Here is a 20,258-nt window from a genome sequence, read left to right on the forward strand (position 1 = left end):
GGACTTGCACCACAGGCACACACATCCGATCTTTCAGGGAACTTGTCTTCCCAGCGAACGGTTCCCGCCACAATGAGCAGCACATTCGACGAACATCTGATCGGCCAATCCCCCACAACATCCCCGGCAGGCGCAACCGCCACCATCATCAACGCCGATCAGTCCAGCTTCATGGCGGATGTCGTGGAAACCAGCCGCACGATTCCGGTTCTGGTGGATTTCTGGGCGCCGTGGTGCGGCCCGTGCAAACAACTGACGCCCGTTCTGGAGAAAGTCGTCCGCGCAGCCGGAGGGCGGGTCAGACTCGTCAAGGTGGACGTGGAAGCCAACAAGGCCCTCGCCGCACAGCTCGAACAGCTTGGACTGCCGCTTCAGTCTATTCCCGTCGTCGTGGCGTTCTGGAAAGGGCAGGTGCTGGATCTTTTTCAGGGTGCCCAGCCGGAAAGCGAAATCCGCCGTTTCGTGGAGTCCCTGCTCAAACTGGCCGGGGACGTCATGCCCGCCACGGAAATTCTGACAGCCGCCCGTCAGGCGCTCTCAGACGGCCATGCGGATCAGGCAGCCGGTCTGTTCTCGCAACTTCTGGAAGCAGAACCGGAAAGCCCCGAAGGCTGGGGCGGCATGATCCGTGCGCTGATTGCCCTGAACGAGCCGGAAGCCGCCGAAGATGCCTCCTCGCAGGTTCCTGCCAAACTGGACACCCATCCAGAAATCACGGGGGCCCGCGCTGCACTAGCGTTGCATATAGAAGGCACCAAAGCCGCCTCGGAACTCGACACACTACGCCAGAAAAGCGCCGCAGAACCCGATAATTTCGATCTGCGCCTTAAACTGGCCGCCGCTCTCAATGGAGCCGGTCAGCGGGCGCAGGCTGCTGATACGCTGCTGGACATCCTCCGCGCCGATCGGGATTGGAACGATGGCGCAGCAAAAACCGAGCTTCTGCGCTTTTTTGAGGCATGGGGACATACGGACCCTGCTACGCTGGCCGCAAGACGCAAACTCTCTTCCCTTCTGTTTTCGTGAGCCGATGACCGAAACCCCCGATCTCCCGCCTGACGACGTACCGAACGAGCCTCCCCGGCGGGCTCCGCCCCTGACGGAGCTGACGTTGGCCGATATTCCACCCCGCGTCGGCCTGTTTCCGTTGTCAGGCGCACTGCTGCTGCCCGGCGGCCATTTGCCGCTGCTGGTCTTTGAAGCGCCCTATGTGGCGCTGCTGGAGGACGCGCTGGCCGGACGCCGGATGATCGGCGTCATCCAACCCCTCATGGACCCCGATACGGACGAGCACCCCCTGCTCTATCGGACCGGAACGCTGGGCCGCATCACAGAATTTGCCGAACATGCGGACGGAACCTTCACTGTCACCCTGCTGGGAATTTCCCGCTTCCGTCTGATCCGCGAAACCCCGACCGAGCACGGATGGCGCGAAGGAATCATTGATGCCACCCCATTCGCCGCCGATCTGGTCGAAGAAGATCCGATGCCGATCAATCGCGACCTGCTGCTGGAGGGTCTGAAAACCTATCTCGAGTCCCGCGACCTTCAGGCAAGCTGGCCGCTGATTGAGGATATGGACGATGAGACGCTGCTGGTTGTCCTGCCGATGCTTGTACCGTTCACACCAGTGGAAAAGCAGTCCCTGCTGGAAGCCATGACGTTGGACGAGCGCGCCGGGCTCTTGCTGGATCTGCTTGAGAGGGGCATGGAATAGTCATGACGACTGAACTCGATCCCCGCCTCCTCTCCCTTCTGGTCTGCCCGCTGACCAAGGGGCCGCTGACCTATGACCGCGAGACCCAGGAGCTGATCAGCCCCCGGGCCAAGCTCGCCTTCCCGATCCGCGACGGCATTCCGGTTATGCTGGCAGACGAAGCCCGTTCGATTGACGCCTAATTTCTGGGCCTGATCACTGGGCCTGAAATCAGGCCCTTTCCCTGATGCCGTTCTGGGGTGGCACTTTCGGCGCGGAGGATACTCCTCCACGCTTTAACGGGCCGGGCTGAGCTTTACGGACCTTGAAGTTTCGCACAACGCGCGTCAGTTCCCCGGCATCGCCGACCAGTTTCTGGCTGGCGCTGCTGGTCTGATGGACGATCGCGGCGTTACTCTTGGTCACGCCTTCAAGCTGTGTCGTGCTGGCGTTGATGTCCATAATGCGCTGGGCCTGCGCTTCGGCACCGGAAGCGATCTGCCCCACAGCGGTTCCCAGACGTTCAACCGACGTGCTGATATTGCCAAGGGCCGTACCGGTTTCATCGACCATCTGCACTCCGCGCTGCACATCCTGCATGCTACTGGCGATCAGCGACTTGATTTCCTTGGCCGCTGTGGCGGAGCGCTGCGCCAGCGCCCGGATTTCCTGTGCGACGACGGCAAAACCACGTCCTGCATCTCCGGCATGCGCAGCTTCCACACCCGCATTGAGCGCCAGAAGATTGGTCTGGAACGCGATTTCGTCAATGACGCCGATGATCTGGACGATTCGGTTGGAGGATGACGAAATCTTGGCCATCGCCTCGACGGTCTTGCCGACGATTTCACGCCCCTGTTCGGTTTCCTGACAGCAATCGGCCACGGTCGTATCCGCTTGGCGGGCTTCTTCGGCCACAGCCTTCACCGAAGACGTCAACTCCGCAATATTGCGCGCGACTGCCGCCAGCGCATCAACCTGTTCGGCGATACGGCCCGTGATGTCTTCCGTGGAGCCGCTGATTTCGCGGGCTCTCTGTTCCACGGCCCCTGAGGTTTCGCGAACGGCATGGACGATACGCCCGAGCCCTTCGCAGGCACGATGAAACGCACCTCCCATACGGCTTGAGCCGTTTTCCAGCGCAGGATCAATCTGCTGGACCAGATCGCCGCCTGCCATGCGATCCAACGCATCAGCCAGCGCATCCGACAGGGCAGCGAGGCTCTGGATCCGTTCGTTTTCCGCACGCGACCGTTCCTGCACGTCCAGATTCTGAGTGTAGGTTTCCAGACCGAGTTCCATATCGAGTAGACCACAGCGGATCAGAAGCCCGATCTGAGAAGCGACCTCTTCAGCGGAGTTTTCCTGCGCCGGACGACGCAGAAGACGATCCAGAAAGCTGCGGCGTGGTTCGGGCCAATACTTGCGGACCAACCCCGTGACCATACCTTCGATCAGGAGGGCATATGCCCCGACATACCACTGGGGTTTAAGACCGATCCGGGCATGCGTATTGCCGATCGCACGGGTGCTCGCGACGTAATCGGCACCAAAATCACCTTCGAGAATCTGCTTCCAGTGCTTTTCCTGCTGACTGCGCGCGCCGTTACGGTGCTGTTCGCTGGAAAAGAACTTGTTCAGGGCCGGGGTTTTGAGAATCCGGCCATAAAAATGGTCCAGCGCAGCCCCCAGAACGCTCAGGGCCTGCGGTCGGATTCTGGCCAGATGGGCTTTCTCAGCCGCGCCGATGCCAAGAAAAAGCAGTCGTTCGGCAATGTCTGCCTTGACCTGCTCAGTCATAGTCGGAGTCTCCAGAGCGTGGATTTGGCGCTTATTCAAGGCAAAGCCCCTAACACGCCAAGAGTTACGCAATCATGAAGAAACCCCGACGGATTCCCGATCAGTTCGGTGTATTGTTCTGACCGTAGGACACCTCAGTATCAGGTGTTGCCGGATGCGGCGCGATATCGACGCTTCCGCCCTGCCCGCCAAAGGACATCCCACCAGAGGATGGGCCGCTGCTGGTGTCATGGGAAGGCGCTGCCGGACTTTCCGCACCCGGCGGCATGGGCATAACCGGCGCATCGTCGGCATAGGACACGCCGCTTCCCTGACGGTGACGGGCGCTGCCATGAGCATGCGATCCGTGACCCGGGCCTGCACCCGGCGGCGGAAGGGGGGCCATGTCCGGGGATGGCCCGCTGAGCATGGAGCCGCAGCCTGTCATGGCAAGAAACGACAGCATAAAGAGGGAAGAGACGAAACGCATGGCAGGCAATATAGCACTTTTCAGCGGTTGACGCATCCCTTTGCGGGATGGGACACAGCGCGTTCCCGCCGCGATCAGCGGCCTGTCCAGCAAGGATGCATTTACCATGTTCGAAGGCCGGATCACGACCCCCGCCACACGGCGGCGCGCCTGGTGGGACAGTCTGTTCGTGGATCACTCCATCTTCCGGCTCGGCTGGACCAATCTCGCCCCCGTTGTGCCGGGCAAGGTCTGGCGCTGCAATCACCCGACGCCCTCGCGGTTACGGAGCCTGAAGCGGCGGCTTCATCTGAAGACGCTCGTGAACCTGCGCGGACATCGCAAATGCGGCTCCGATGCGCTGTCACGCGGGGCCAGCGCAAAATTAGGTCTGACGCATCTGGACATGGCCTTCGAAAGCCGGGGCGCGCCGCATCGTGACCGTATCCTGCGGTTTTACGACATGTACCAGACGCTGGCTTTTCCCATGCTCATGCACTGCAAATCCGGAGCGGACCGCGCAGGTCTGGCGTCGGGGTTGGTGTTGATGTTCGAGGGCGGCACAGCTCAGGATGCTCTGGGGCAGTTGCACTGGCGGTTCGGGCATTTCAACAGCTCCCGCACCGGGATCCTGGATGCGTTTTTCCTGCGCTACCAGAAAGAAGCCGAGGGACGTCTGCCGTTCATGGACTGGGTGCGAGATGAATATGACGAAGATCGTCTGCGCGCCGATTTCAAAGCTGGAAAGCTGGCGTCTTTCGTGAATGACAGCATTCTGCGCCGGGAATAAAAGCCCCAGCGGTTAGTCCGCTTTCGGGTCTGCCGGGCCGAGGGAGCGGATCAGGTCCAGCATCCGTTTACGGACCGCTGGGTCGGGAATGCGGTAATAGGACCGCACCAGATCAACCGTCTCACGGCGGCTGAACAGGGCCGCCTCATCCACAGGCAGATCGAACAGACGGGGCGGCAATGGCGCGCGCGGAGGAGCCGTCCGGGACGGAGGGGCACCGAATGCAGACTGCGTTTCAGCAAATCCCATAACGGGCGCCTGAGCGGGCTGAGGCTGGCCAAAAGCCGAACTGAATGCCGGAACGGATTCCGAGAACTGCCGGGGCGTGGCTGAGGGCGCAGAGGCGCGTGTGTCCTGCGACTCCTGCATATCATCGAAAAAGAAGCCGATCGGCACATCCAGCACCTGCGACAGATCGTAAAGACGGCTGGCGCCCACGCGGTTTGCACCGCGTTCGTATTTCTGGATCTGCTGGAATGTCAGGCCGAGAGCTTCGCCCAGTTTTTCCTGCGACAGTCCCAAGAGGGTGCGACGCAGCCTGATCCGGTTGCCAACATGGACATCGACCGGCCCAGCCGCAGCGGAACTGCGTGGTTCGGAGCGGCTGCGATCCGTGGAAGAAGGCTCTTTTTCTGACACTTCCAAATGGTTAATTAGACAACCACAGATTGTCAATATTAACCTTTTACACCCTGTCCGTACTGTTTCCGACGCGCAGGAAGCAGGGCAAGTACCATGCACAGGATCGAAAGCGTCAAAGGCGTTGCACGCCCGAAACGGGAGAAAACCGTCGGGGGAAGTGGTGACGGGATATCACTGACCAGAACATCAGCCAGTCCCCAACCCAAACGGGCGGTTTCATGTCCGGTTGCATCATAGATGGCGGAAATCCCGGTATTGTTAGCAAAAACAACCGGAAGCCCCTCTTCCACGGCCCGCATCCGCCCGGTAGCGAGATGTTGGCGCGGACCGGCGCTGTTGCCATACCAGGCGTCGTTTGAAATCGTCACCAGCCAGTCCGGACGGTCGTTGCGAGCCGTAACAGAACCGGAGAAAATAATCTCGTAGCAGACCATCGGCCCCACGCGTCCCAGACCCGGCAGGTCCCATGTCTTCAGGCCCGGTCCCGGTGTCAGAACGCCGGGCAGGACGTTGAACGGCAGGATCCACGGCTGGTATTCGCCGAACGGCACCAGACGACTCTTATCGTAAATGGCCGCAATGCTGCCATCGGGAGCGACCGCGATCAGGCTGTTGAACCAGTCCTTGCCGGACTGGCGGTCCGAGCCGACCAGAGCCGGGGCGCCGTCTGCCGCCCGGGCGATCATCTGTCGGGCCAGCGTATCTTCGTCCAAAAGGCCGGGGAAACCGGATTCCGGCCAGATCACCACAGGCGACCGACCGCCCTGCGCATAGGCTTTCTGCGCGCCCTGTGCGGTCAGGCTCAAATAGCGGCGGAAATTGCCGACTGCATCCGCATGGCTGATGACTTCCGCTTCCGGCACGTTGCCCTGCACCAGAACGGCCCGGGGATTGGTGATATTCAGGGGCGTTGCAGTGGACAGTCGCCATGCACCCGCACCGACCCACAGCACTGAGACGACCAGTACCGCCAACGCCGCACGTCTGCCACGGAACAGAGCGAGCGAGCCGAGCACGAGCGCCAGCGACAGCCCATCCACGCCAAGTACGGCGGCAGGCTGGATCAGAACATCTCCAGCGAGACCCGGCACTTCAAGGTCGCTGCCGAGCGGGTTCCAAGGAAAACCCGAGAACATGAAGACGCGCCCCATGTCCATGACGGTCCAGCTTCCGGCGAACATCAGCACCCGTCGCCATCCGGGCGGCACCACGCGGCACAGAACCGCCGGAACGCAGATGAAGGGGGCGATCAGCAGGGCAACGCCGGGGGACGCAAACGGCACGATCCACCAGAATTCGTGGACGCGCGTCAGGATCGCGTTCGTCAGCCAGTAAAGCCCGACCGTGTGGAAGCCCATGCCGAACAGAAAACCGCACCATGCCGCCTGTTTCCATGAGCGCGCATCTTCCGACACGCGATACAGGACCATCAGCCCCATAGGCAGCAGGAACAAGAAATGGACCGGAGGCAGGGACAGGGCTGCGAGCGCTCCGGCAAGCAGCATCAGTCCGGCGAGCCGCCAGCCGCGGACAGGGAGCGTCGAAATCATGGGAAAACCGTCCGGCTGACGAAGGGGCTGAAATAGAAAACAGCCGGACCCTAAAGATCCGGCTGCGGGAAGGCTGTCAGTCGAGGGCGTCGCGGAGGCGGCGTTCGTAATGGCGGTAATACTTGTCCGCCAGAAGCTCACTCTTCACCAGAACAGCGACATCTGTGGTGTTGAACTGCTCGTCCACCACGGCACCATCGCCGACATAACCGCCCAGACGCAGATAGCCCTTAATCAACGGCGGGAGCTTGTTGAGGCAGGCGCGGTAGTCCAGCACATGCGGATCGGTGCGCTGCATTTCCACATAACGGTCCGGCAGCGCGCGAATACGCAAGGCCGGGGGAGCCAGATGGTTGTGGTGCATGTAGGTGAGCTGGTCGGCCAGAGCATCCGGGTCGGTTCCCGGCAGACTGCCGCACCCGAACAGCACGTCGATCCGGTGCAGGAAGATGTAAGACGCAATACCGCGCCACAGGAGCTGCATGGCGGAACGGCCGCGATATTCCTTCGCCACGCAGGAGCGACCAACTTCGAGCAGACGTCCGGGAAATTCCGTCAGGGTCGAGATGTCGTATTCGGAAGACGTGTAAAAACGCCCGACCTTCTCCGCAGCATCGGAACGCAGCAGACGATAGGTTCCAACAACACCGGCTGCACCCGGGCCCTTGTCATGGTCAATAACCAGAAGGTGATCGGCAGCTTCGTCAAATTCATCGACGTCACGCTTGGTGCGGAAGGCGCGCTCGTCAGGATGGGCACCGAGTTCTTCAAAGAAGACGCGATAGCGCAGGGCCTGAGCGGCGTCGCGCTCCTCCTCCGTCTCGGCGATGCGCACACCCAGCGTGCCACCACGCAGTTCCTGAAACCCGCCTTCGCGGTTCAGAGACAGGGTAGAGAGCGTCTCCATCTGACGCAGGGTTTCTTCGCTGCTGACCAGCGTATGCGGAGCGGAAATGGGGGGGCCATCCAGTTTGGTGGTCATGATCCGCTCTTGTTCCTGTTTTCGGGAGAAGATTTTTTCCTGTTTTCGGGCTCGGCACGACGGCCGAACAGCTCGATGCGATGGGAGACGAGGTCAAATCCCAAACGCTGGGCCAGCTGCTCCAGAAGACGAACCGGTTCGTCGTCCTCGAACTCGATGACACGGCCGCTATCGACGTCAATCAGGTGGTAATGGTTGCCGCTGTCGCTGGCTTCGTAGCGTGCCCGTCCGCCGCCGAAATCGCGACGTTCGAGAATGCCTTTCTCCTCAAGGAGACGCACCGTGCGATAGACGGTCGCCACGGAGATGCGGCTGTCGATCTCGGAGGCACGGCGATAGAGTTCTTCGACGTCGGGATGATCGTCAGCAATGGACAGGACATGTGCGATGACACGTCTCTGGCCGGTCATTTTCAGACCGCTTTCCACACACAGGCGGGCAATGTGCGAATCATCCGGCACGGGGGAAGAGGAGGCCTTCCGATTCCCGGGGCTGCTGCGTCTCTCAGCGGTTTTCGTATCTGCGACCATATCTGCGGCCTAGCCGAAAAACAGGCGTGTTGTCCACTTTATGGAGCCTGTCGGGATTTTCCCTGTCGCCGGGATGAAGAAACCGGCGACAGGGAAAAGAGGCTCTCAGTCTTCGCGACGACGGCCAAGGCCGATCTTGCGGGCCAGCGAGGAACGGTGGTTCGCGTAGTTCGGAGCAACCATCGGGTATTCCGGCGGCAGGCCCCAGCGCTCGCGATATTCCTGCGGCGTCATGTTGTAGGCTGTCTTGAGGTGACGGCGCAGGAGCTTCAGCTTCTTTCCGTCTTCAAGGCAGATGATGTAGTCCGGGAAAACCGACTTGCGCGGCGAAACGGCCGGGACCAGCTTCTCGGCAGGAGCCTCTTCCGGAACGTTCACCGTTGCAAGAGAGTCATGGACGGACCGGATCAGGGCCGGGAGAGCGTCAGCCGGAATATCGTTGTTTGATACATAGGCCGTAACAATCTGCGCGGTCAGCTGATGCAGTTCGGGAGCATTTGTCTCTTGCGACATGATAAATTTAAGTCCTTCATCCTTGAGAGAGTGAGCATGTAGCAGTCATGAATTGCTACGTTCAAGCATAAAAAGAAAGAAACGGGCCCGTGACAGAAAATGAAATATTCTTCATAGATATAACGGAGAAAAAGTGCCCCATGACGACTGTATATGTGCGGGCCAAACTCGATGCCATGACTTCCGGTCAGGAACTTGATGTGTGGCTCTATGGAACAGAAACACGAAAGAACGTCAGGGCATCAGTGCAGGCACTGGGGCATACAATTCTAGCTGATTCCCCTGTTTCAGACAGAGCGGATCTTTACTGTCTGAGTATCAAAAGGCGTTAGAAACAAGGACATGCGCGTCACTTCCGTCCCTGTAATAGCCGCGGCGCAGGCCAGCTTTTACAAAACCGCAAGCTTCATACAGCGCAATGGCCGGATTGTTACAGACTGCTACTTCTAGAAATACTTGTCCTTTGGGCAGAATGGCCTGCACCAAAGACCTTCCGACACATCTGCGGCGAAAATATGGATGAACGGCAAGTGTCAGGATTTCCGTTTCATCCAGAACTGTCCGCGAGAGAATGAAACCGGCAGGAATATTGTCGATCAGTGCAATGACGGCTTCCGTTCCCTGCATGGATAGTAAATCAATAAAGGACGCCGCACTCCAGACTTCTCCGCTATGAAATGCGGCTTCATGAAGCTCCGCCAGAAGCGGCGCACATTCGATCCCCATCGTCCGCAGTTCAAACGCCTGTCCCGGACTGCTCACAGGGGCAAGGGTCTCAGACCGGCTGCGGGCGGTTTGGCTTCGGGCGGATCGACGTAAAGCGGCATGAGGGGGCCGGGAGAAACGCTCTCTGCGGCCTGAACGATGCCCAGAGCGGTCGGGGCCTCGCAGGACAGCACAGGACACGGCCAGTCCGATTTTTCGGACACGGCATCGCCCGTCACACAGGCCCAATCTGCAGGGTCGAGATCGACGGTCTGGCTGGCGGTGACGGGGCCGTGCGGCGGGTCCACGAACACCCGTCCCCGACGCGCGATGCTGACGCAGACAGCATCCGGACTGCTGAGGGTGGCGCGGATGGCTGCACCGAGCGTGACGCCGATCGTGGGACAGTTCCAGCCTGCCGCCAGACCTGCGGCCAGTGACAGGGACGAGCGCAGTCCGGTGAAGGATCCCGGACCAAGGACAGCCACAACGCGATCAGGGGCCGTGGTCCAGTCGTTCTGTGCCAAAAGATCGCGAATGGCGGGAGCGAAATGCTCGGAAGCGCCGCGCCCGGCCATCAATTTTTCCGCGATAACCCGACCGTCCTCAACCAGAGCCACCAGACTGGTCAGACCTGCCCCTGCCCCGGCTCCATTGAAAACGACCGTCCGTGAAGACCCCGTCACAGACACAGACAGGCTTCTCCGAAGTCCAGACGGGGCGCACGCGGCTCGGCATGGTCGGGGGCAGGTTCGTTTTCCGCCGGATAGCCAAGCCCGACAAGGAAGTTCACGCGCCAGCCGGTGGCGTTCAGCAGCGTGTCTTCGACCATGAAACAGTCAAAGCCGGACATCGGCATGGCGGACAGGCCCAACATCCGGGCGGCCATGATGAAATAGGCACCTTCGAGCGTGCCGTTGCGAAAGGCCGTTTCGTCAGACAGGCCCACATCGGCGGCGAACCAGTCGCGCAGACCCTCCTGCGGGTTCAGACGGGGCAGCGCTTCAAAAAACAGCGGATCATGGCACACGACGGCCAGAACCGGGGCCGCCATGGCGCGAGATACGTTTCCCGGCGATAGCGCGGGGCGGATGCGCTCGCGGGCGTCCTGTGTCGTCAGGAAAACGAAGCGACCCGGCGAGCAGTTGCCGGAGGTCGGCCCCAGCTTCACCAGATCGTACAGACGGCGCAGGACATCCTCCCCGACCGGGCGCGGCGAGAAGCTGCGCGGCGTCCGGGCCTGCGTGAACAGGGCTTCCGCGCCCGGAACCGGTGCGCAATCAGGGGCTGTCTGGCCGTCCATGGTTCAGTCCTCGACCTGTTCGACCGAAGCGACTTCGGGAACATAATGCCGCAGCATATTCTCGACGCCGTGCTTCAGGGTCGCACGCGAAGACGGGCAGCCGGAGCAGGCGCCCTGCATGGCCAGATAGACCACGCCGTCCTTGTAGCCACGGAACGCGATGTCCCCGCCGTCACCGGCCACGGCAGGGCGCACACGGGTGTCAAGCAGGTCCTGAATGCGGCTGACGACTTCGGCGTCTTCGGGAGCAACATCATGTTCGGGAGCGGACTGTGTTCCCGAAAGAACCGGGCGGCCGCTTTCAAAGAACGTCGTGATCGTGCCGAGCACGACGGGCTTGAGGTCGCCCCAGCTGATGTCGTCGGACTTCGTGACGGAAACGAAATCGCCACCAAGGAAGACGCGGCGCACATTCGGCTGTTCGAACAGTGCGGTCGCCAGTTCGGAGCGTCCGGCAGCGACATCGGCATCGCCGAAATCGACGGGACGGGCATCGCCGGTCACGCTGCGGCCGGGCAGGAATTTCAGGGTAGCGGGATTGGGGGTGTCTTCGGTCTCGATGAACATCGTGGTCATGTCCTTGCGTTCCAGTCCGCCCTGACATGTGCCACTTCGCCTCAAGGTGCAAGTGTCGGGACTGCATTGGTCCGACTTCGCGTGTTTTTAACGCTAGAACACGCCCGATCAGACCTCTTCGCCCTGCCCCTCGCCTTTTCCCTCGGTTTTCCCCTCGTTTTTCCTTGATGGAGACGGGAGTCCCTTCGGCAGGATGATGGTCGCGCACAGCCCGCCATAGCCTTTCGAGGCATCTCCGCGCCCGAGAACCAGAGTGCCGCCCTCGCGCGAGATTTCGCGCTGCACGATGGCCAGACCCAGCCCGATTCCCCCCGTCGCCCGCGAGCGTGAGCTTTCCAGACGATAGAACGGGGCGATCACACGTTCGTATTCGCTTTCGGGGATTCCGGGGCCGCTGTCGCTGATGGCGATTTCCAGCGCGCCGTCCTCACGGGTGCGGAGCGTGGCGAGGACATTGCCGCCATAGTTAATGGCGTTTTCGATCAGGTTCGACAGGACGCGCTTCATGGCGAGCGGACGAACATGGACCAGCGCGCGGTCCGGCCCTTCGTAATGGGCCTCATGGCCACGATCCACATGGTCGTCCACGAGGGTTTCGAGCGTCGCAACGATATTGATGGTACGGGGGACTTCGGGATCGTCGGCCCCCGCCAGATAGGCGAGGATGCCGTTCACCATGGCTTCCATCTCGTCCAGATCGGCCTCGATGGCGGCCTGTGCTTCGCCGTCATTGAGAAAGCCGCAACGCAGGCGCAGGCGCGTCAGGGGCGTTCGCAGATCGTGCGAAACCGCCGCCAGAGCCTGCGTTCTGTCGTTGATGAGGCTCTGGATGCGCTCCTGCATCGCGTTGATGGCACGGGCGAGGCCGCGGACTTCCGGCGGACCACGCTCAGCCAGCGGCACCCATGTTTCGTTGGAGCCGATGCGGTCGGCGACCGAGGCCAGCGCACGGAGCGGCATACTGAGGCCGCGGATCAGCATGGTCGCGGCGATGGCGACCGCTCCAGCCGCAATCGCTGCCGAGGCCAGACCGCGCGTGACGCGATGATGGCCGAGCATCCCCGGCACCCGGAAATGGATGTAGCTTCCATCCGGCAGACGCTGGGACCCCAGCACGTCCGCACTCCCCGGCCCCAGCGTATAGAGGTCCAGATGGGCCTGTTCGAGAATGGGATCGTCCGCCTTCAGACGCTGGACGAGTTGTGTGAGCGCGACGGGGGAGCGCCCCGGTAATACGGGTGCGATGGAGGCTGGCTGCCAGGCCACGCTGAGTTCGCTGCCCAAGAGCATAACAGCCAGAAACGATCTCTGGCTGACAGGTGCCGCAGCCAGCACGCGCAGATCCGTGCTCAGCGCCTCGCCAAGCTGGGCGATGCGCACGTCATCGACGATATAGGTTTCAGCCTGACCGTAGAAAATGGCGTTCGTCAGAAACACCAGTGTCACTGCGACGGTCAGGACAACGCAGACGCGCCCGACCAGCCCCAGCGGCCACAGCAGGATGCGATTCTGAATGTTCAGACCCGTTCAACCTCTGCCACGAAGATGTATCCAAGGCCGCGCACGGTCCGGATGAGTTGGTCGGCGTCCGAGCCCAGCTTGCGGCGCAAGCGGCTGACGAGAACATCGATGCTCCGGTCCGACACATCCCCCAGACGGGTCCGCGACAGTTCCAGCAGACGATCACGCGCGATGACACGCTGCGGATTGTCCAGAAAGCTGGTCAGCAGGTCATGTTCCGCGCCGGAGATATCGACGGTCGCGCCCGACGGGTCCGTCAGTTCGCGGCGGCGCAGATCGAGCGTCCAGCCCGCAAAACGCAGCGTCTCGCGGCGGACACGCTCCTGCGGAGCGCCGGTGGTGGCGATGCCGCGACGCAGTACGGCCCGCACACGCGCCAGAAGCTCGCGCTGTCCAAACGGCTTGGGGACGTAATCATCCGCGCCCGATTCGAGACCGGTCACGCGATCGCGCTCTTCGCCCCGGGCGGAGACCATGATGATCGGCACCTGGGCGGGAGGCGTCTCGTTTTCGTGCTGGGCACCCTGGCCGCTGCGCAGCGCGCGGCACAGTTCGATGCCGCTTTTGCCCGGCAGCATGATGTCCATGATGATGAGATCGACGGGTGCGACTTCAAGCGCGGCCCACATCTCCTCCCCACAGGCAACACCTCGTGCGCGGAAGCCGCCGCCCTGAAGGGCACGGAGGATGAGGGTCCGCATTCCGGCGTCATCTTCGACGACGAGGATACGGGCGGGAAGATCTGGGTCGGAAAGATTTGGCACCATGTCTTTTTCCATAGTCTCCACAGGGCGGGCATCACAAGCGACAAATCCTGACAATAAATCTTTCAGTGATTTGAAGGCTCATGACGAAAACCGATTGGTATCGTACAGTACAACGCATTACAGCCGCACCCGTTTTGCTGGCCTGTTTCATGCGTTCAGTTGGAGCCGCCAATGTCAAGAATTCCACCCGGCGTCGTCAGTGGCGCCAGTTATACGGCCCTTATCAAGGCCTGCCATGAAGGGGGCTATGCCCTTCCCGCCATTAATGTCGTCGGCACCGACAGCGTGAATGCCGTTCTGGAAGCAGCGGCCCGGAACGGATCGGACGTCGTCATTCAGGTTTCGAATGGTGGCGCGCGCTTCTATGCCGGCGAAGGCCTGCCCGACGCCCATCGCGCCCGCGTGCTCGGCGCGGCCTCGATGGCACGACACGTCCATCTTCTGGCGAAGGAATACGGCATCGCCGTCATTCTCCATACCGATCATGCCGACCGCAAGCTGATCCCCTGGCTCGACGACCTCATCACCCTGAGCGAGGAAGAGTTCCGGACGACCGGCAAGCCGCTGTTCACCTCCCACATGCTCGATCTGTCCGCCGAACCGCTCGAGGACAACCTTGCGACGTCAGCCGCGATGCTCAAGCGCCTTGCTCCTCTGGGGATGGGGCTGGAAATCGAACTGGGCGTGACCGGCGGCGAGGAAGATGGCGTTGGCCACGACCTCGAAGATGGTGCGGACAACGCCCATCTCTACACGCAGCCCGAAGATGTTCTGAAGGCCTGGAACCTGCTCTCCCCGATTGGCACCGTGTCGATTGCCGCGTCTTTCGGCAACGTGCATGGCGTTTACAAGCCGGGCAATGTGCAGCTTCGCCCCGAGATTCTGAAGAACTCGCAGGAAGCGGTCGAGCAGGCCACGCAGAGCGGTCCCAAGCCGCTGCCACTGGTGTTCCACGGCGGTTCAGGCTCGACGCTTGCGGAAATCGACGCCGCAGTGTCCTACGGCGTGTTCAAGATGAACCTCGATACCGACATCCAGTTCGCGTTCGCACAGGGCGTGGGCCACTATATTCTGGAGCATCCGGTCGCGTTCCAGCACCAGATCGACCCCAGCACTGACAAGCCGATGAAGTCCCTCTACGATCCCCGCAAATGGCTGCGCGTGGGCGAGAAATCCATCGTCGGCCGACTGGACGAAGCCTTCGAGATTCTAGGCTCCAAGGGCCGGTCCGTCGCACATAAAGCCTAACGGATAAGGGCCTGACGGGACCGGCTTGCGGGAGGCTTAAGCCTCCCGTTCAAGAGCTTTCCGTTCAGGGACCGGGCGTTGCGGAGGCGAGCTGCGCTTTCGCCACGTCCGGATTGTTGGGAAGAGCGTCTTCCCAACCCCCGCCGAGCGCGTTGTAAAGACGCGTCAGGTTGGTCGCCAGCGTGGCGTCGCTGCTGACAAGATCAAGCTGGGCGGACTGAAGCTGTGACTGCGCGTTCAGAACGTTCAGATAGTTCGTCAGGCCGCTGCGATACTGGCTCTGGGCCAGCATGAGCGCATGGCTGTTGTCGTTAACGGCACCCTGAAGGCCCTGACGATGCAGCTGTTCGTCCCGATAGGCGATCAGCGCGTTGTCCACGTCATGCCATGCCTTGATGACCGTCTGTTGATAGGAAATCGCCGCCGCTTTCTGCGCGTATTTCTTCAACTCAAGCTGACCGTACAGCCGTCCGCCCTGAAAGATCGGGAGCGAAATGGACGGGCCGACATTCCAGGCACGCGCATTCCAGAACCCCAGATCGCGAAACGACAGGGTCTGGAAGCCGAAATCGGCATTGATCGTGACCTTGGGATAGAAATCCGCCGTGGCCTCGCCCACTTCGGCCACCGCACCACGCAGATGGGCCTCGGCTTCGCGGATATCCGGACGGCGCTGGGCCAGTTCGGACGGAATGCCAACGGGCACCACAGGCGGCACGACCGGCACGCCGGCGTTCTTGTCCAGCTCAGCATTCAGGCTGCCCGGAGGCGCCCCCAGAAGCAGCGCAAGCGCGTTTTCTTCCTGCGCCACAGCCTGTTCGAGCTGAGCTTCCTGACCCTGCGTGTCATGCAGACGGCCCTGCGCGGAGTCCACATCCAGCTCCGTCACCAGACCGCCATGATAGCGCTCCTGCGCGATGGAGGTGATCTGAGTGAGAACCCGCAGATTGTCACGCAGGATCTTCAGGCGCTGCTGGTCGCCACGCAGGCCCATGTAACCCCGCGCCATGTCGGCCTGCTGGGCGATGAGAATGGAACGGCGTTCCTCGTCCGTCGCCTGAAGATCGGCCTTGGCAGCATCATACTGGTGCGCGACACGGCCCCATAGGTCGATTTCATAGGTCGCATCAATTGCGCTGCGCCACTGGTTCAGTAGCGGAACGGTGGCACCATCGGCCCCTCCCTGAAGGAGTGGTCCGACCGAAGATCCGAGGGTGTTACCAGCGGATTTCGCGATATTGCCGCCCACCCGACTGATGATCTCCTGCATTTCCTTGGTGCTGTACTGGCTACGCTGATACGAGCCCGAGGCGCTCAGGGCCGGAAAGCGCTCGGCCCCCGCCATGATAAGCTGTGCGCGGCTCTGCGCCAGATTGGCGGTCGCAAGGCGGAAGGACAGGTTCTGATTGACCAGACGGGCTTCCAGAGACGTCAGTTCGGGATCGTGGAAAACCTGCCACCAACGGCTGTCGGCCTTCACCTCACTGATAATGCTGTCGGGCGCACCCGCCATATGGTCGGTATAATGCGCAGGCGACCAGGGCTTGGGCGCGTGATATTCAGGCCCCACCATGAGGCAGCCGGACAGGGTGAACAGGGCGCAGCCGCAAAGCAGCGCGCGGGAAGTGAAGGCTGCGCTCACAAAGAAACTCCTGAAGCGGAAATGATCTTGCAGTGACCGACCGGTTCGGTCAGCATGTCAGGAATACAACCTGACGGACAGAAGGATTTTTCGCTCACATGACGGGCATCACGGACGACGGCCACGCGGACACTCCCGACGGATCGGCCAACACCGATCCTGCGGGAAACGCCAAGCGCGAACAGATTCTGAAGGGGGCCGGAACGATCTTTCTGGCGGACGGCTACGAAGGCGCGTCCATGTCCCGTATCGCGCAGATGGCCGGCGTGTCCAAGGGAACGCTCTACAACCATTTCGATGGCAAGGCATCCCTGTTTTCCGCGTTCTTCGAGGAACAGGCCCGCTGCCATATGGCCTCCATCGAAGCGCTGTCGCACGGCAGTGAACAATCCATCCGCGTGACGTTGATCCGCTTTGCAGACATGACGGTTCATCTGCTGATTTCGCCGATGGCGCTGGGGCTGCATCGCATCATCGTCAGCGAAGTCGAAAAATTTCCCCATCTGGCCGACACGTTCTGGCGCTACGGTTTTGGCCGAACGCTCAGCAACCTGACGGAATATCTTGCGCGCAGCGTGGCCCTTGGGGAACTGGAGATTGCTGATCCGAGCCTCTCGGCCGAGCAGTTCATGCTCATGTGTCAGGCCCGCATCATCCAGCACCGACGCTTCGGACTGCCGGTCGATGACAGCGATGCCGCCATTGCGGAATTTGCCGCCTTTACCGCCGACAGCTTCCTGAAGATCTACGAACCGCGCCATCAGTGACCGCCGCCTGAGGCCTGAGCCGCCTTCTTGCCGTTGGGAGACAGCAGGAAGCACAGCGGCACCACGAACAGCGCAATCACGCCAATCCAGTTGAAAACTTCATTATAGGCCAGCATGGAGACCTGAGAGGTGAATTCCTGAAAGGTCCGGTAGAGAGCGTAATGATGTGCCTGCGCAGCCGGGAAACCATGCGCTTCCGCGACCTTTTGAGCATTGGCGATATAGGAATTAAACCCCGGATTGGCGGGGGTCATGTGATCCGCAACATAGGTTTGCTGGCGCTGCCGGGTCTCGATGATCGCTGCCGTCGCCAGAGAAATGGCGAGGGAGCCGACATAGTTCCGGGCCATCGAGAACAAAGCAGACGCATCCGCATTCAGTTCGCGCGGCAAGGTCGAGTAAGCGATCGTCGAAATCGGCACGAACAGGAACGCGAGCGAGGCCGTCTGACTGATGCGATAGAACATCAGATGCTTAAAATCGATCGCAGCATACAGGTTCGCGGCCTGAAACATGGCCATGCCCATCGCAAAAAATCCGAACGCGATCAGATAACGCATCTGGATAAATTTCATCAGCTTGCCCACGATTGGGATCAAGCAGATCACCGCGACACCGCCCGGCGCCAAAAGTAAACCTGAAGTGGTTGCCGTGTAGCCAAGAACCTGCTGGGCAAATTGCGGCACAACAATCGCCGAGGAATAGAGCGTCGCGCCCACCATTGAGATCAGCAGTGTGCCGACAGCAAAATTACGGTCCTTGAAAACGGATAGGCGGACCAGAGGGTTTTTCGCATAGCACAGCCACAGAATGGCCCCGACAACGCCGATCACACCCAGCACAGCCATTGTGACGATAAAGTGTGAGCTGAACCAGTCGTCATCTTCGCCACGATCACTCATGACCTCAAGACATCCTAAGCCCAGCGTAATTAGGCTGATGCCGATAACATCCACCTTCTCGCGCTTTTTGCGCTCCCATGGTGGATCTTCCACAAAGGCCGTCACGGCCATCACCGTCAGAATACCAAAAGGCACGTTGACGAAGAAAATCCAGCGCCAGGAGAAATTATCGGTCAGATAGCCGCCCAGCATCGGCCCCAGAACCGGGCCGACGATGGTGGCGATGGCCGTCAGGCCGAACGCTGCCCCGCGCTTTTCAGGCGGGAATGTATCCAGGATGATGGACTGCTGGCTGGGTTGCAGGCCGCCTCCGAAGAAGCCCTGCATCAGCCGGAACACCACCAGCATCGGCAGCGATGTCGCCAGTCCGCACAGGAAGGACGAGACGGTGAACATCGTAATGCAGATCAGGAAGTAGCGTTTGCGGCCAAAGAGCCGCGACAGCCAGCCTGAAATCGTCAGCACGATGCCGTTTGCCACCAGATAGGACGTCAATGCCCAGGTGGCGTCATCATACGAACTGCCGAGCGACCCCGCGATATGCGGCAACGCCACGTTGACGATGGTGGTGTCCAGCACCTCCATGAAAGCCGCCAGCGTGACCGTAACGGCCACAAGCCACGGATTGTGACTGGGTTTCCAGTCCTGATGCCCGGCAGTATCACTCATTTCACATAAACCGTCGGCTCGACAGACAGGCCAAGGGCCAGCGGAAGGTTCGGATCAAGCCCGCTGTCCACCACGATCTTGACCGGAATGCGCTGGACCGTTTTCACGAAGTTTCCGGTCGCGTTTTCAGGAGGGAAGGCGCTGAAGGATTCACCCGAGCCAAGCTGGATGGAATCCACATGGCCATGCAGCTTGAGCTGCGGGTAGGCATCGACGTCGATATCCACCTTCTGCCCGGCACGCATGTGAGTGAGCTGCGTTTCCTTGTAGTTCGCCACAATCCAGACTTCCGGCTCGACGATGGAGAACATCTCCTGCCCGACCTGCATGTAGTCGCCACGCTCGACGTTACGCTGGGAAATCCAGCCATCATGCGGAGCGCGGACTTCCGTCCATTCGAGGTTCAGGCGGGCCTGCGTCAGTTCCGCATTGGCGGACGCAAGGGAGGCTTGCTCCTGTGTGACGCGGGCATCGGCACTCGCCACGTTTTCCTTGACCGGCTCAGCCTGCGTCAGCTGACCCTGCGCCTGAAGGACGCGGGCCTTCGCCTGATCCAGCGCAGCGCGGGCATAGTCGATATCCTGCTGCGACGTAGCGGCACGCGCCACTGAACGCTGGCGACGGTAATCGGCTTCGGCCTTGATGAGTTCGGCCTGAACGGCAGCGAGGTTGCCCTGTGCCGTAACGAGCTGTCCGGGGAAGTTCTTGTGCGCCACGGCCAGCATGAGCTGATAGGCGTCGATATTGGCCTTCGCCTGAGACACGGCGGCTTCGGCCTTGTTGAGGGAAGCAGCATAATCCCGGCTGTCGATTCTTACGAGCAGATCACCGGCATGGACGAATTGGTTGTCATTCACCAGAAGCTGCGTGACGTAACCGTTGACATGGGGCGCTATGGCAACCTTGCGACCGGCCGTGTAGGCGTCATCCGTCTCGATATTGTTGCGGGTCAGGAAAAGATAGGCCCCGATACCCACGAGAACCAGAATCACCAGCAGGATCAACGCGATCCGAACAACGGGATTGCGCTTTTTCTGCGGCTTTCCGTTCTTGTCGGATGTCGTGTCATCCTGCGCGTGATCGGCCTGATCGCCTTGCGCCATAGTGTTTTTCTCGCTTTGAAAACAGGTCTGTCAGATCGTGACCGGGCTTGGTGTGCGGGGTTTGGAACCCTCCACTGACCGATCGGTTCGGTCATCCATGACAT

23 protein-coding genes are annotated in these 20,258 nt (G+C 60.9%); 7 read left to right on the plus strand and 16 right to left on the minus strand.

Features of this window, described 5'->3' with window-relative positions; translation table 11 throughout:
* Positions 1-72 precede the first annotated feature (72 nt).
* Genes GKO01_RS03125 through GKO01_RS03135 form a run of 3 tightly spaced genes read left to right on the plus strand, consistent with a single transcriptional unit; the run spans position 73 to position 1,899 of the window.
* Positions 73-1,026 (plus strand): thioredoxin family protein, encoded by a 954-nt coding sequence (locus GKO01_RS03125; RefSeq protein ID WP_099285705.1) that lies wholly within the window; start codon positions 73-75, stop codon positions 1,024-1,026.
* 4 nt (positions 1,027-1,030) lie between these two features.
* A complete protein-coding gene (locus tag GKO01_RS03130; RefSeq protein WP_099285706.1) occupies positions 1,031-1,717 on the plus strand; it encodes an LON peptidase substrate-binding domain-containing protein in 687 nt (228 codons plus the stop codon).
* A gap of 2 nt (positions 1,718-1,719) precedes the next feature.
* A complete protein-coding gene (locus GKO01_RS03135) occupies positions 1,720-1,899 on the plus strand; it encodes a Trm112 family protein (RefSeq protein WP_099285707.1) in 180 nt (59 codons plus the stop codon).
* Positions 1,900-1,927: 28 nt separating this feature from the next.
* Here GKO01_RS03135 and GKO01_RS03140 read toward each other — a convergent pair whose 3' ends face one another.
* Together GKO01_RS03140 and GKO01_RS03145 are read right to left on the minus strand one after the other, a co-directional pair.
* A complete protein-coding gene (locus GKO01_RS03140; RefSeq protein WP_099285708.1) occupies positions 1,928-3,496 on the minus strand; it encodes a globin-coupled sensor protein in 1,569 nt (522 codons plus the stop codon).
* Positions 3,497-3,596: 100 nt separating this feature from the next.
* Complete coding sequence (locus GKO01_RS03145; RefSeq protein ID WP_244901301.1) at positions 3,597-4,073, minus strand: hypothetical protein; 477 nt, start codon at positions 4,071-4,073, stop codon at positions 3,597-3,599.
* On the opposite strand from GKO01_RS03145, the gene GKO01_RS03150 reads away from it, so the two are divergent.
* Positions 4,072-4,734, plus strand: coding sequence for a protein-tyrosine phosphatase family protein (locus GKO01_RS03150; protein WP_099285709.1), 663 nt, complete (start codon positions 4,072-4,074; stop codon positions 4,732-4,734). The two genes, GKO01_RS03145 and GKO01_RS03150, sit on opposite strands and share 2 nt — an antisense overlap.
* Before the next feature lie 12 nt (positions 4,735-4,746).
* Here GKO01_RS03150 and GKO01_RS03155 read toward each other — a convergent pair whose 3' ends face one another.
* From GKO01_RS03155 to GKO01_RS03175, 5 genes are all read right to left on the minus strand, one after another.
* Positions 4,747-5,379 (minus strand): helix-turn-helix domain-containing protein, encoded by a 633-nt coding sequence (locus GKO01_RS03155; RefSeq protein ID WP_099285710.1) that lies wholly within the window; start codon positions 5,377-5,379, stop codon positions 4,747-4,749.
* Positions 5,380-5,411: 32 nt separating this feature from the next.
* Positions 5,412-6,926 (minus strand): apolipoprotein N-acyltransferase, encoded by a 1,515-nt coding sequence (lnt, locus tag GKO01_RS03160; RefSeq protein ID WP_099285711.1) that lies wholly within the window; start codon positions 6,924-6,926, stop codon positions 5,412-5,414.
* A 76-nt stretch (positions 6,927-7,002) separates the two neighbouring features.
* Entirely contained in the window at positions 7,003-7,833 is an 831-nt protein-coding gene (locus GKO01_RS03165; RefSeq protein WP_174694226.1) for a GNAT family N-acetyltransferase, read from the minus strand.
* A gap of 71 nt (positions 7,834-7,904) precedes the next feature.
* On the minus strand, positions 7,905-8,438 hold the full coding sequence (locus GKO01_RS03170) for a Fur family transcriptional regulator (RefSeq protein ID WP_099285713.1): 534 nt from the start codon (positions 8,436-8,438) through the stop codon (positions 7,905-7,907).
* 105 nt (positions 8,439-8,543) lie between these two features.
* The gene (locus tag GKO01_RS03175) at positions 8,544-8,951 is read right to left on the minus strand and encodes a MucR family transcriptional regulator (protein WP_062029993.1); all 408 of its coding nucleotides are present in this window, start codon (positions 8,949-8,951) and stop codon (positions 8,544-8,546) included.
* Between the two features lie 89 nt (positions 8,952-9,040).
* Between GKO01_RS03175 and GKO01_RS03180 the strand changes: the two genes are divergently transcribed.
* Complete coding sequence (locus GKO01_RS03180; RefSeq protein ID WP_082790718.1) at positions 9,041-9,283, plus strand: sulfurtransferase TusA family protein; 243 nt, start codon at positions 9,041-9,043, stop codon at positions 9,281-9,283.
* Here the strand turns inward: GKO01_RS03180 and GKO01_RS03185 are convergent.
* The 6 genes from GKO01_RS03185 to GKO01_RS03210 form a co-directional block, all read right to left on the minus strand.
* Positions 9,270-9,713: a GNAT family N-acetyltransferase gene (locus GKO01_RS03185; RefSeq protein WP_244901302.1), complete on the minus strand. Its 444-nt coding sequence runs from the start codon at positions 9,711-9,713 to the stop codon at positions 9,270-9,272. The genes GKO01_RS03180 and GKO01_RS03185 overlap by 14 nt on opposite strands.
* Positions 9,710-10,342: a tRNA (adenosine(37)-N6)-threonylcarbamoyltransferase complex dimerization subunit type 1 TsaB gene (tsaB, locus tag GKO01_RS03190; protein WP_099285715.1), complete on the minus strand. Its 633-nt coding sequence runs from the start codon at positions 10,340-10,342 to the stop codon at positions 9,710-9,712. The genes GKO01_RS03185 and tsaB overlap by 4 nt, the downstream gene beginning before the upstream one ends.
* Positions 10,339-10,959 carry a malonic semialdehyde reductase gene (locus GKO01_RS03195; RefSeq protein ID WP_099285716.1) on the minus strand — a complete coding sequence of 207 codons (621 nt, stop codon included), beginning with the start codon at positions 10,957-10,959 and terminating at the stop codon, positions 10,339-10,341. Before GKO01_RS03195 ends, tsaB begins: the two co-directional genes overlap by 4 nt.
* 3 nt (positions 10,960-10,962) lie before the next feature.
* Positions 10,963-11,526, minus strand: a complete 564-nt coding sequence (locus tag GKO01_RS03200) for a NifU family protein (protein ID WP_099285862.1) — start codon at positions 11,524-11,526, stop codon at positions 10,963-10,965.
* Between the two features lie 117 nt (positions 11,527-11,643).
* Positions 11,644-13,032, minus strand: a complete 1,389-nt coding sequence (locus GKO01_RS03205) for an ATP-binding protein (protein ID WP_244901314.1) — start codon at positions 13,030-13,032, stop codon at positions 11,644-11,646.
* A gap of 20 nt (positions 13,033-13,052) precedes the next feature.
* Positions 13,053-13,823 carry a response regulator gene (locus GKO01_RS03210; protein WP_099285864.1) on the minus strand — a complete coding sequence of 257 codons (771 nt, stop codon included), beginning with the start codon at positions 13,821-13,823 and terminating at the stop codon, positions 13,053-13,055.
* Between the two features lie 171 nt (positions 13,824-13,994).
* On the opposite strand from GKO01_RS03210, the gene fbaA reads away from it, so the two are divergent.
* Positions 13,995-15,071, plus strand: coding sequence for a class II fructose-bisphosphate aldolase (gene fbaA, locus GKO01_RS03215; RefSeq protein ID WP_099285717.1), 1,077 nt, complete (start codon positions 13,995-13,997; stop codon positions 15,069-15,071).
* A gap of 64 nt (positions 15,072-15,135) precedes the next feature.
* Here fbaA and GKO01_RS03220 read toward each other — a convergent pair whose 3' ends face one another.
* Positions 15,136-16,713, minus strand: coding sequence for an efflux transporter outer membrane subunit (locus tag GKO01_RS03220; RefSeq protein WP_099285718.1), 1,578 nt, complete (start codon positions 16,711-16,713; stop codon positions 15,136-15,138).
* Positions 16,714-16,811: 98 nt separating this feature from the next.
* On the opposite strand from GKO01_RS03220, the gene GKO01_RS03225 reads away from it, so the two are divergent.
* Complete coding sequence (locus GKO01_RS03225; protein ID WP_099285719.1) at positions 16,812-17,480, plus strand: TetR/AcrR family transcriptional regulator; 669 nt, start codon at positions 16,812-16,814, stop codon at positions 17,478-17,480.
* Here the strand turns inward: GKO01_RS03225 and GKO01_RS03230 are convergent.
* Together GKO01_RS03230 and GKO01_RS03235 are read right to left on the minus strand one after the other, a co-directional pair.
* Complete coding sequence (locus GKO01_RS03230; protein WP_099285720.1) at positions 17,474-19,051, minus strand: DHA2 family efflux MFS transporter permease subunit; 1,578 nt, start codon at positions 19,049-19,051, stop codon at positions 17,474-17,476. The genes GKO01_RS03225 and GKO01_RS03230 overlap by 7 nt on opposite strands.
* Complete coding sequence (locus GKO01_RS03235) at positions 19,048-20,154, minus strand: HlyD family secretion protein (protein ID WP_099285721.1); 1,107 nt, start codon at positions 20,152-20,154, stop codon at positions 19,048-19,050. The genes GKO01_RS03230 and GKO01_RS03235 overlap by 4 nt, the downstream gene beginning before the upstream one ends.
* Positions 20,155-20,258 lie beyond the last annotated feature (104 nt).

Source organism: Gluconobacter kondonii (genome assembly GCF_002723995.1).
In the GTDB taxonomy this organism is placed as follows: Bacteria; Pseudomonadota; Alphaproteobacteria; order Acetobacterales; family Acetobacteraceae; genus Gluconobacter; species Gluconobacter kondonii.

Coding starts and splice junctions, on each gene's coding strand:
- GKO01_RS03175 (WP_062029993.1), bottom strand. CDS start 8,951: ATGTCGCAAGAGACAAATGCTCCCGAACTGCATCAGCTGACCGCGCAG.
- GKO01_RS03210 (WP_099285864.1), bottom strand. CDS start 13,823: ATGGTGCCAAATCTTTCCGACCCAGATCTTCCCGCCCGTATCCTCGTC.
- GKO01_RS03225 (WP_099285719.1), top strand. CDS start 16,812: ATGACGGGCATCACGGACGACGGCCACGCGGACACTCCCGACGGATCG.
- GKO01_RS03150 (WP_099285709.1), top strand. CDS start 4,072: ATGTTCGAAGGCCGGATCACGACCCCCGCCACACGGCGGCGCGCCTGG.
- GKO01_RS03200 (WP_099285862.1), bottom strand. CDS start 11,526: ATGTTCATCGAGACCGAAGACACCCCCAATCCCGCTACCCTGAAATTC.
- GKO01_RS03125 (WP_099285705.1), top strand. CDS start 73: ATGAGCAGCACATTCGACGAACATCTGATCGGCCAATCCCCCACAACA.
- GKO01_RS03135 (WP_099285707.1), top strand. CDS start 1,720: ATGACGACTGAACTCGATCCCCGCCTCCTCTCCCTTCTGGTCTGCCCG.
- lnt (WP_099285711.1), bottom strand. CDS start 6,926: ATGATTTCGACGCTCCCTGTCCGCGGCTGGCGGCTCGCCGGACTGATG.
- GKO01_RS03170 (WP_099285713.1), bottom strand. CDS start 8,438: ATGGTCGCAGATACGAAAACCGCTGAGAGACGCAGCAGCCCCGGGAAT.
- GKO01_RS03130 (WP_099285706.1), top strand. CDS start 1,031: ATGACCGAAACCCCCGATCTCCCGCCTGACGACGTACCGAACGAGCCT.
- fbaA (WP_099285717.1), top strand. CDS start 13,995: ATGTCAAGAATTCCACCCGGCGTCGTCAGTGGCGCCAGTTATACGGCC.
- GKO01_RS03235 (WP_099285721.1), bottom strand. CDS start 20,154: ATGGCGCAAGGCGATCAGGCCGATCACGCGCAGGATGACACGACATCC.
- GKO01_RS03140 (WP_099285708.1), bottom strand. CDS start 3,496: ATGACTGAGCAGGTCAAGGCAGACATTGCCGAACGACTGCTTTTTCTT.
- GKO01_RS03165 (WP_174694226.1), bottom strand. CDS start 7,833: ATGGAGACGCTCTCTACCCTGTCTCTGAACCGCGAAGGCGGGTTTCAG.
- GKO01_RS03145 (WP_244901301.1), bottom strand. CDS start 4,073: ATGGTAAATGCATCCTTGCTGGACAGGCCGCTGATCGCGGCGGGAACG.
- GKO01_RS03230 (WP_099285720.1), bottom strand. CDS start 19,051: ATGAGTGATACTGCCGGGCATCAGGACTGGAAACCCAGTCACAATCCG.
- GKO01_RS03195 (WP_099285716.1), bottom strand. CDS start 10,959: ATGGACGGCCAGACAGCCCCTGATTGCGCACCGGTTCCGGGCGCGGAA.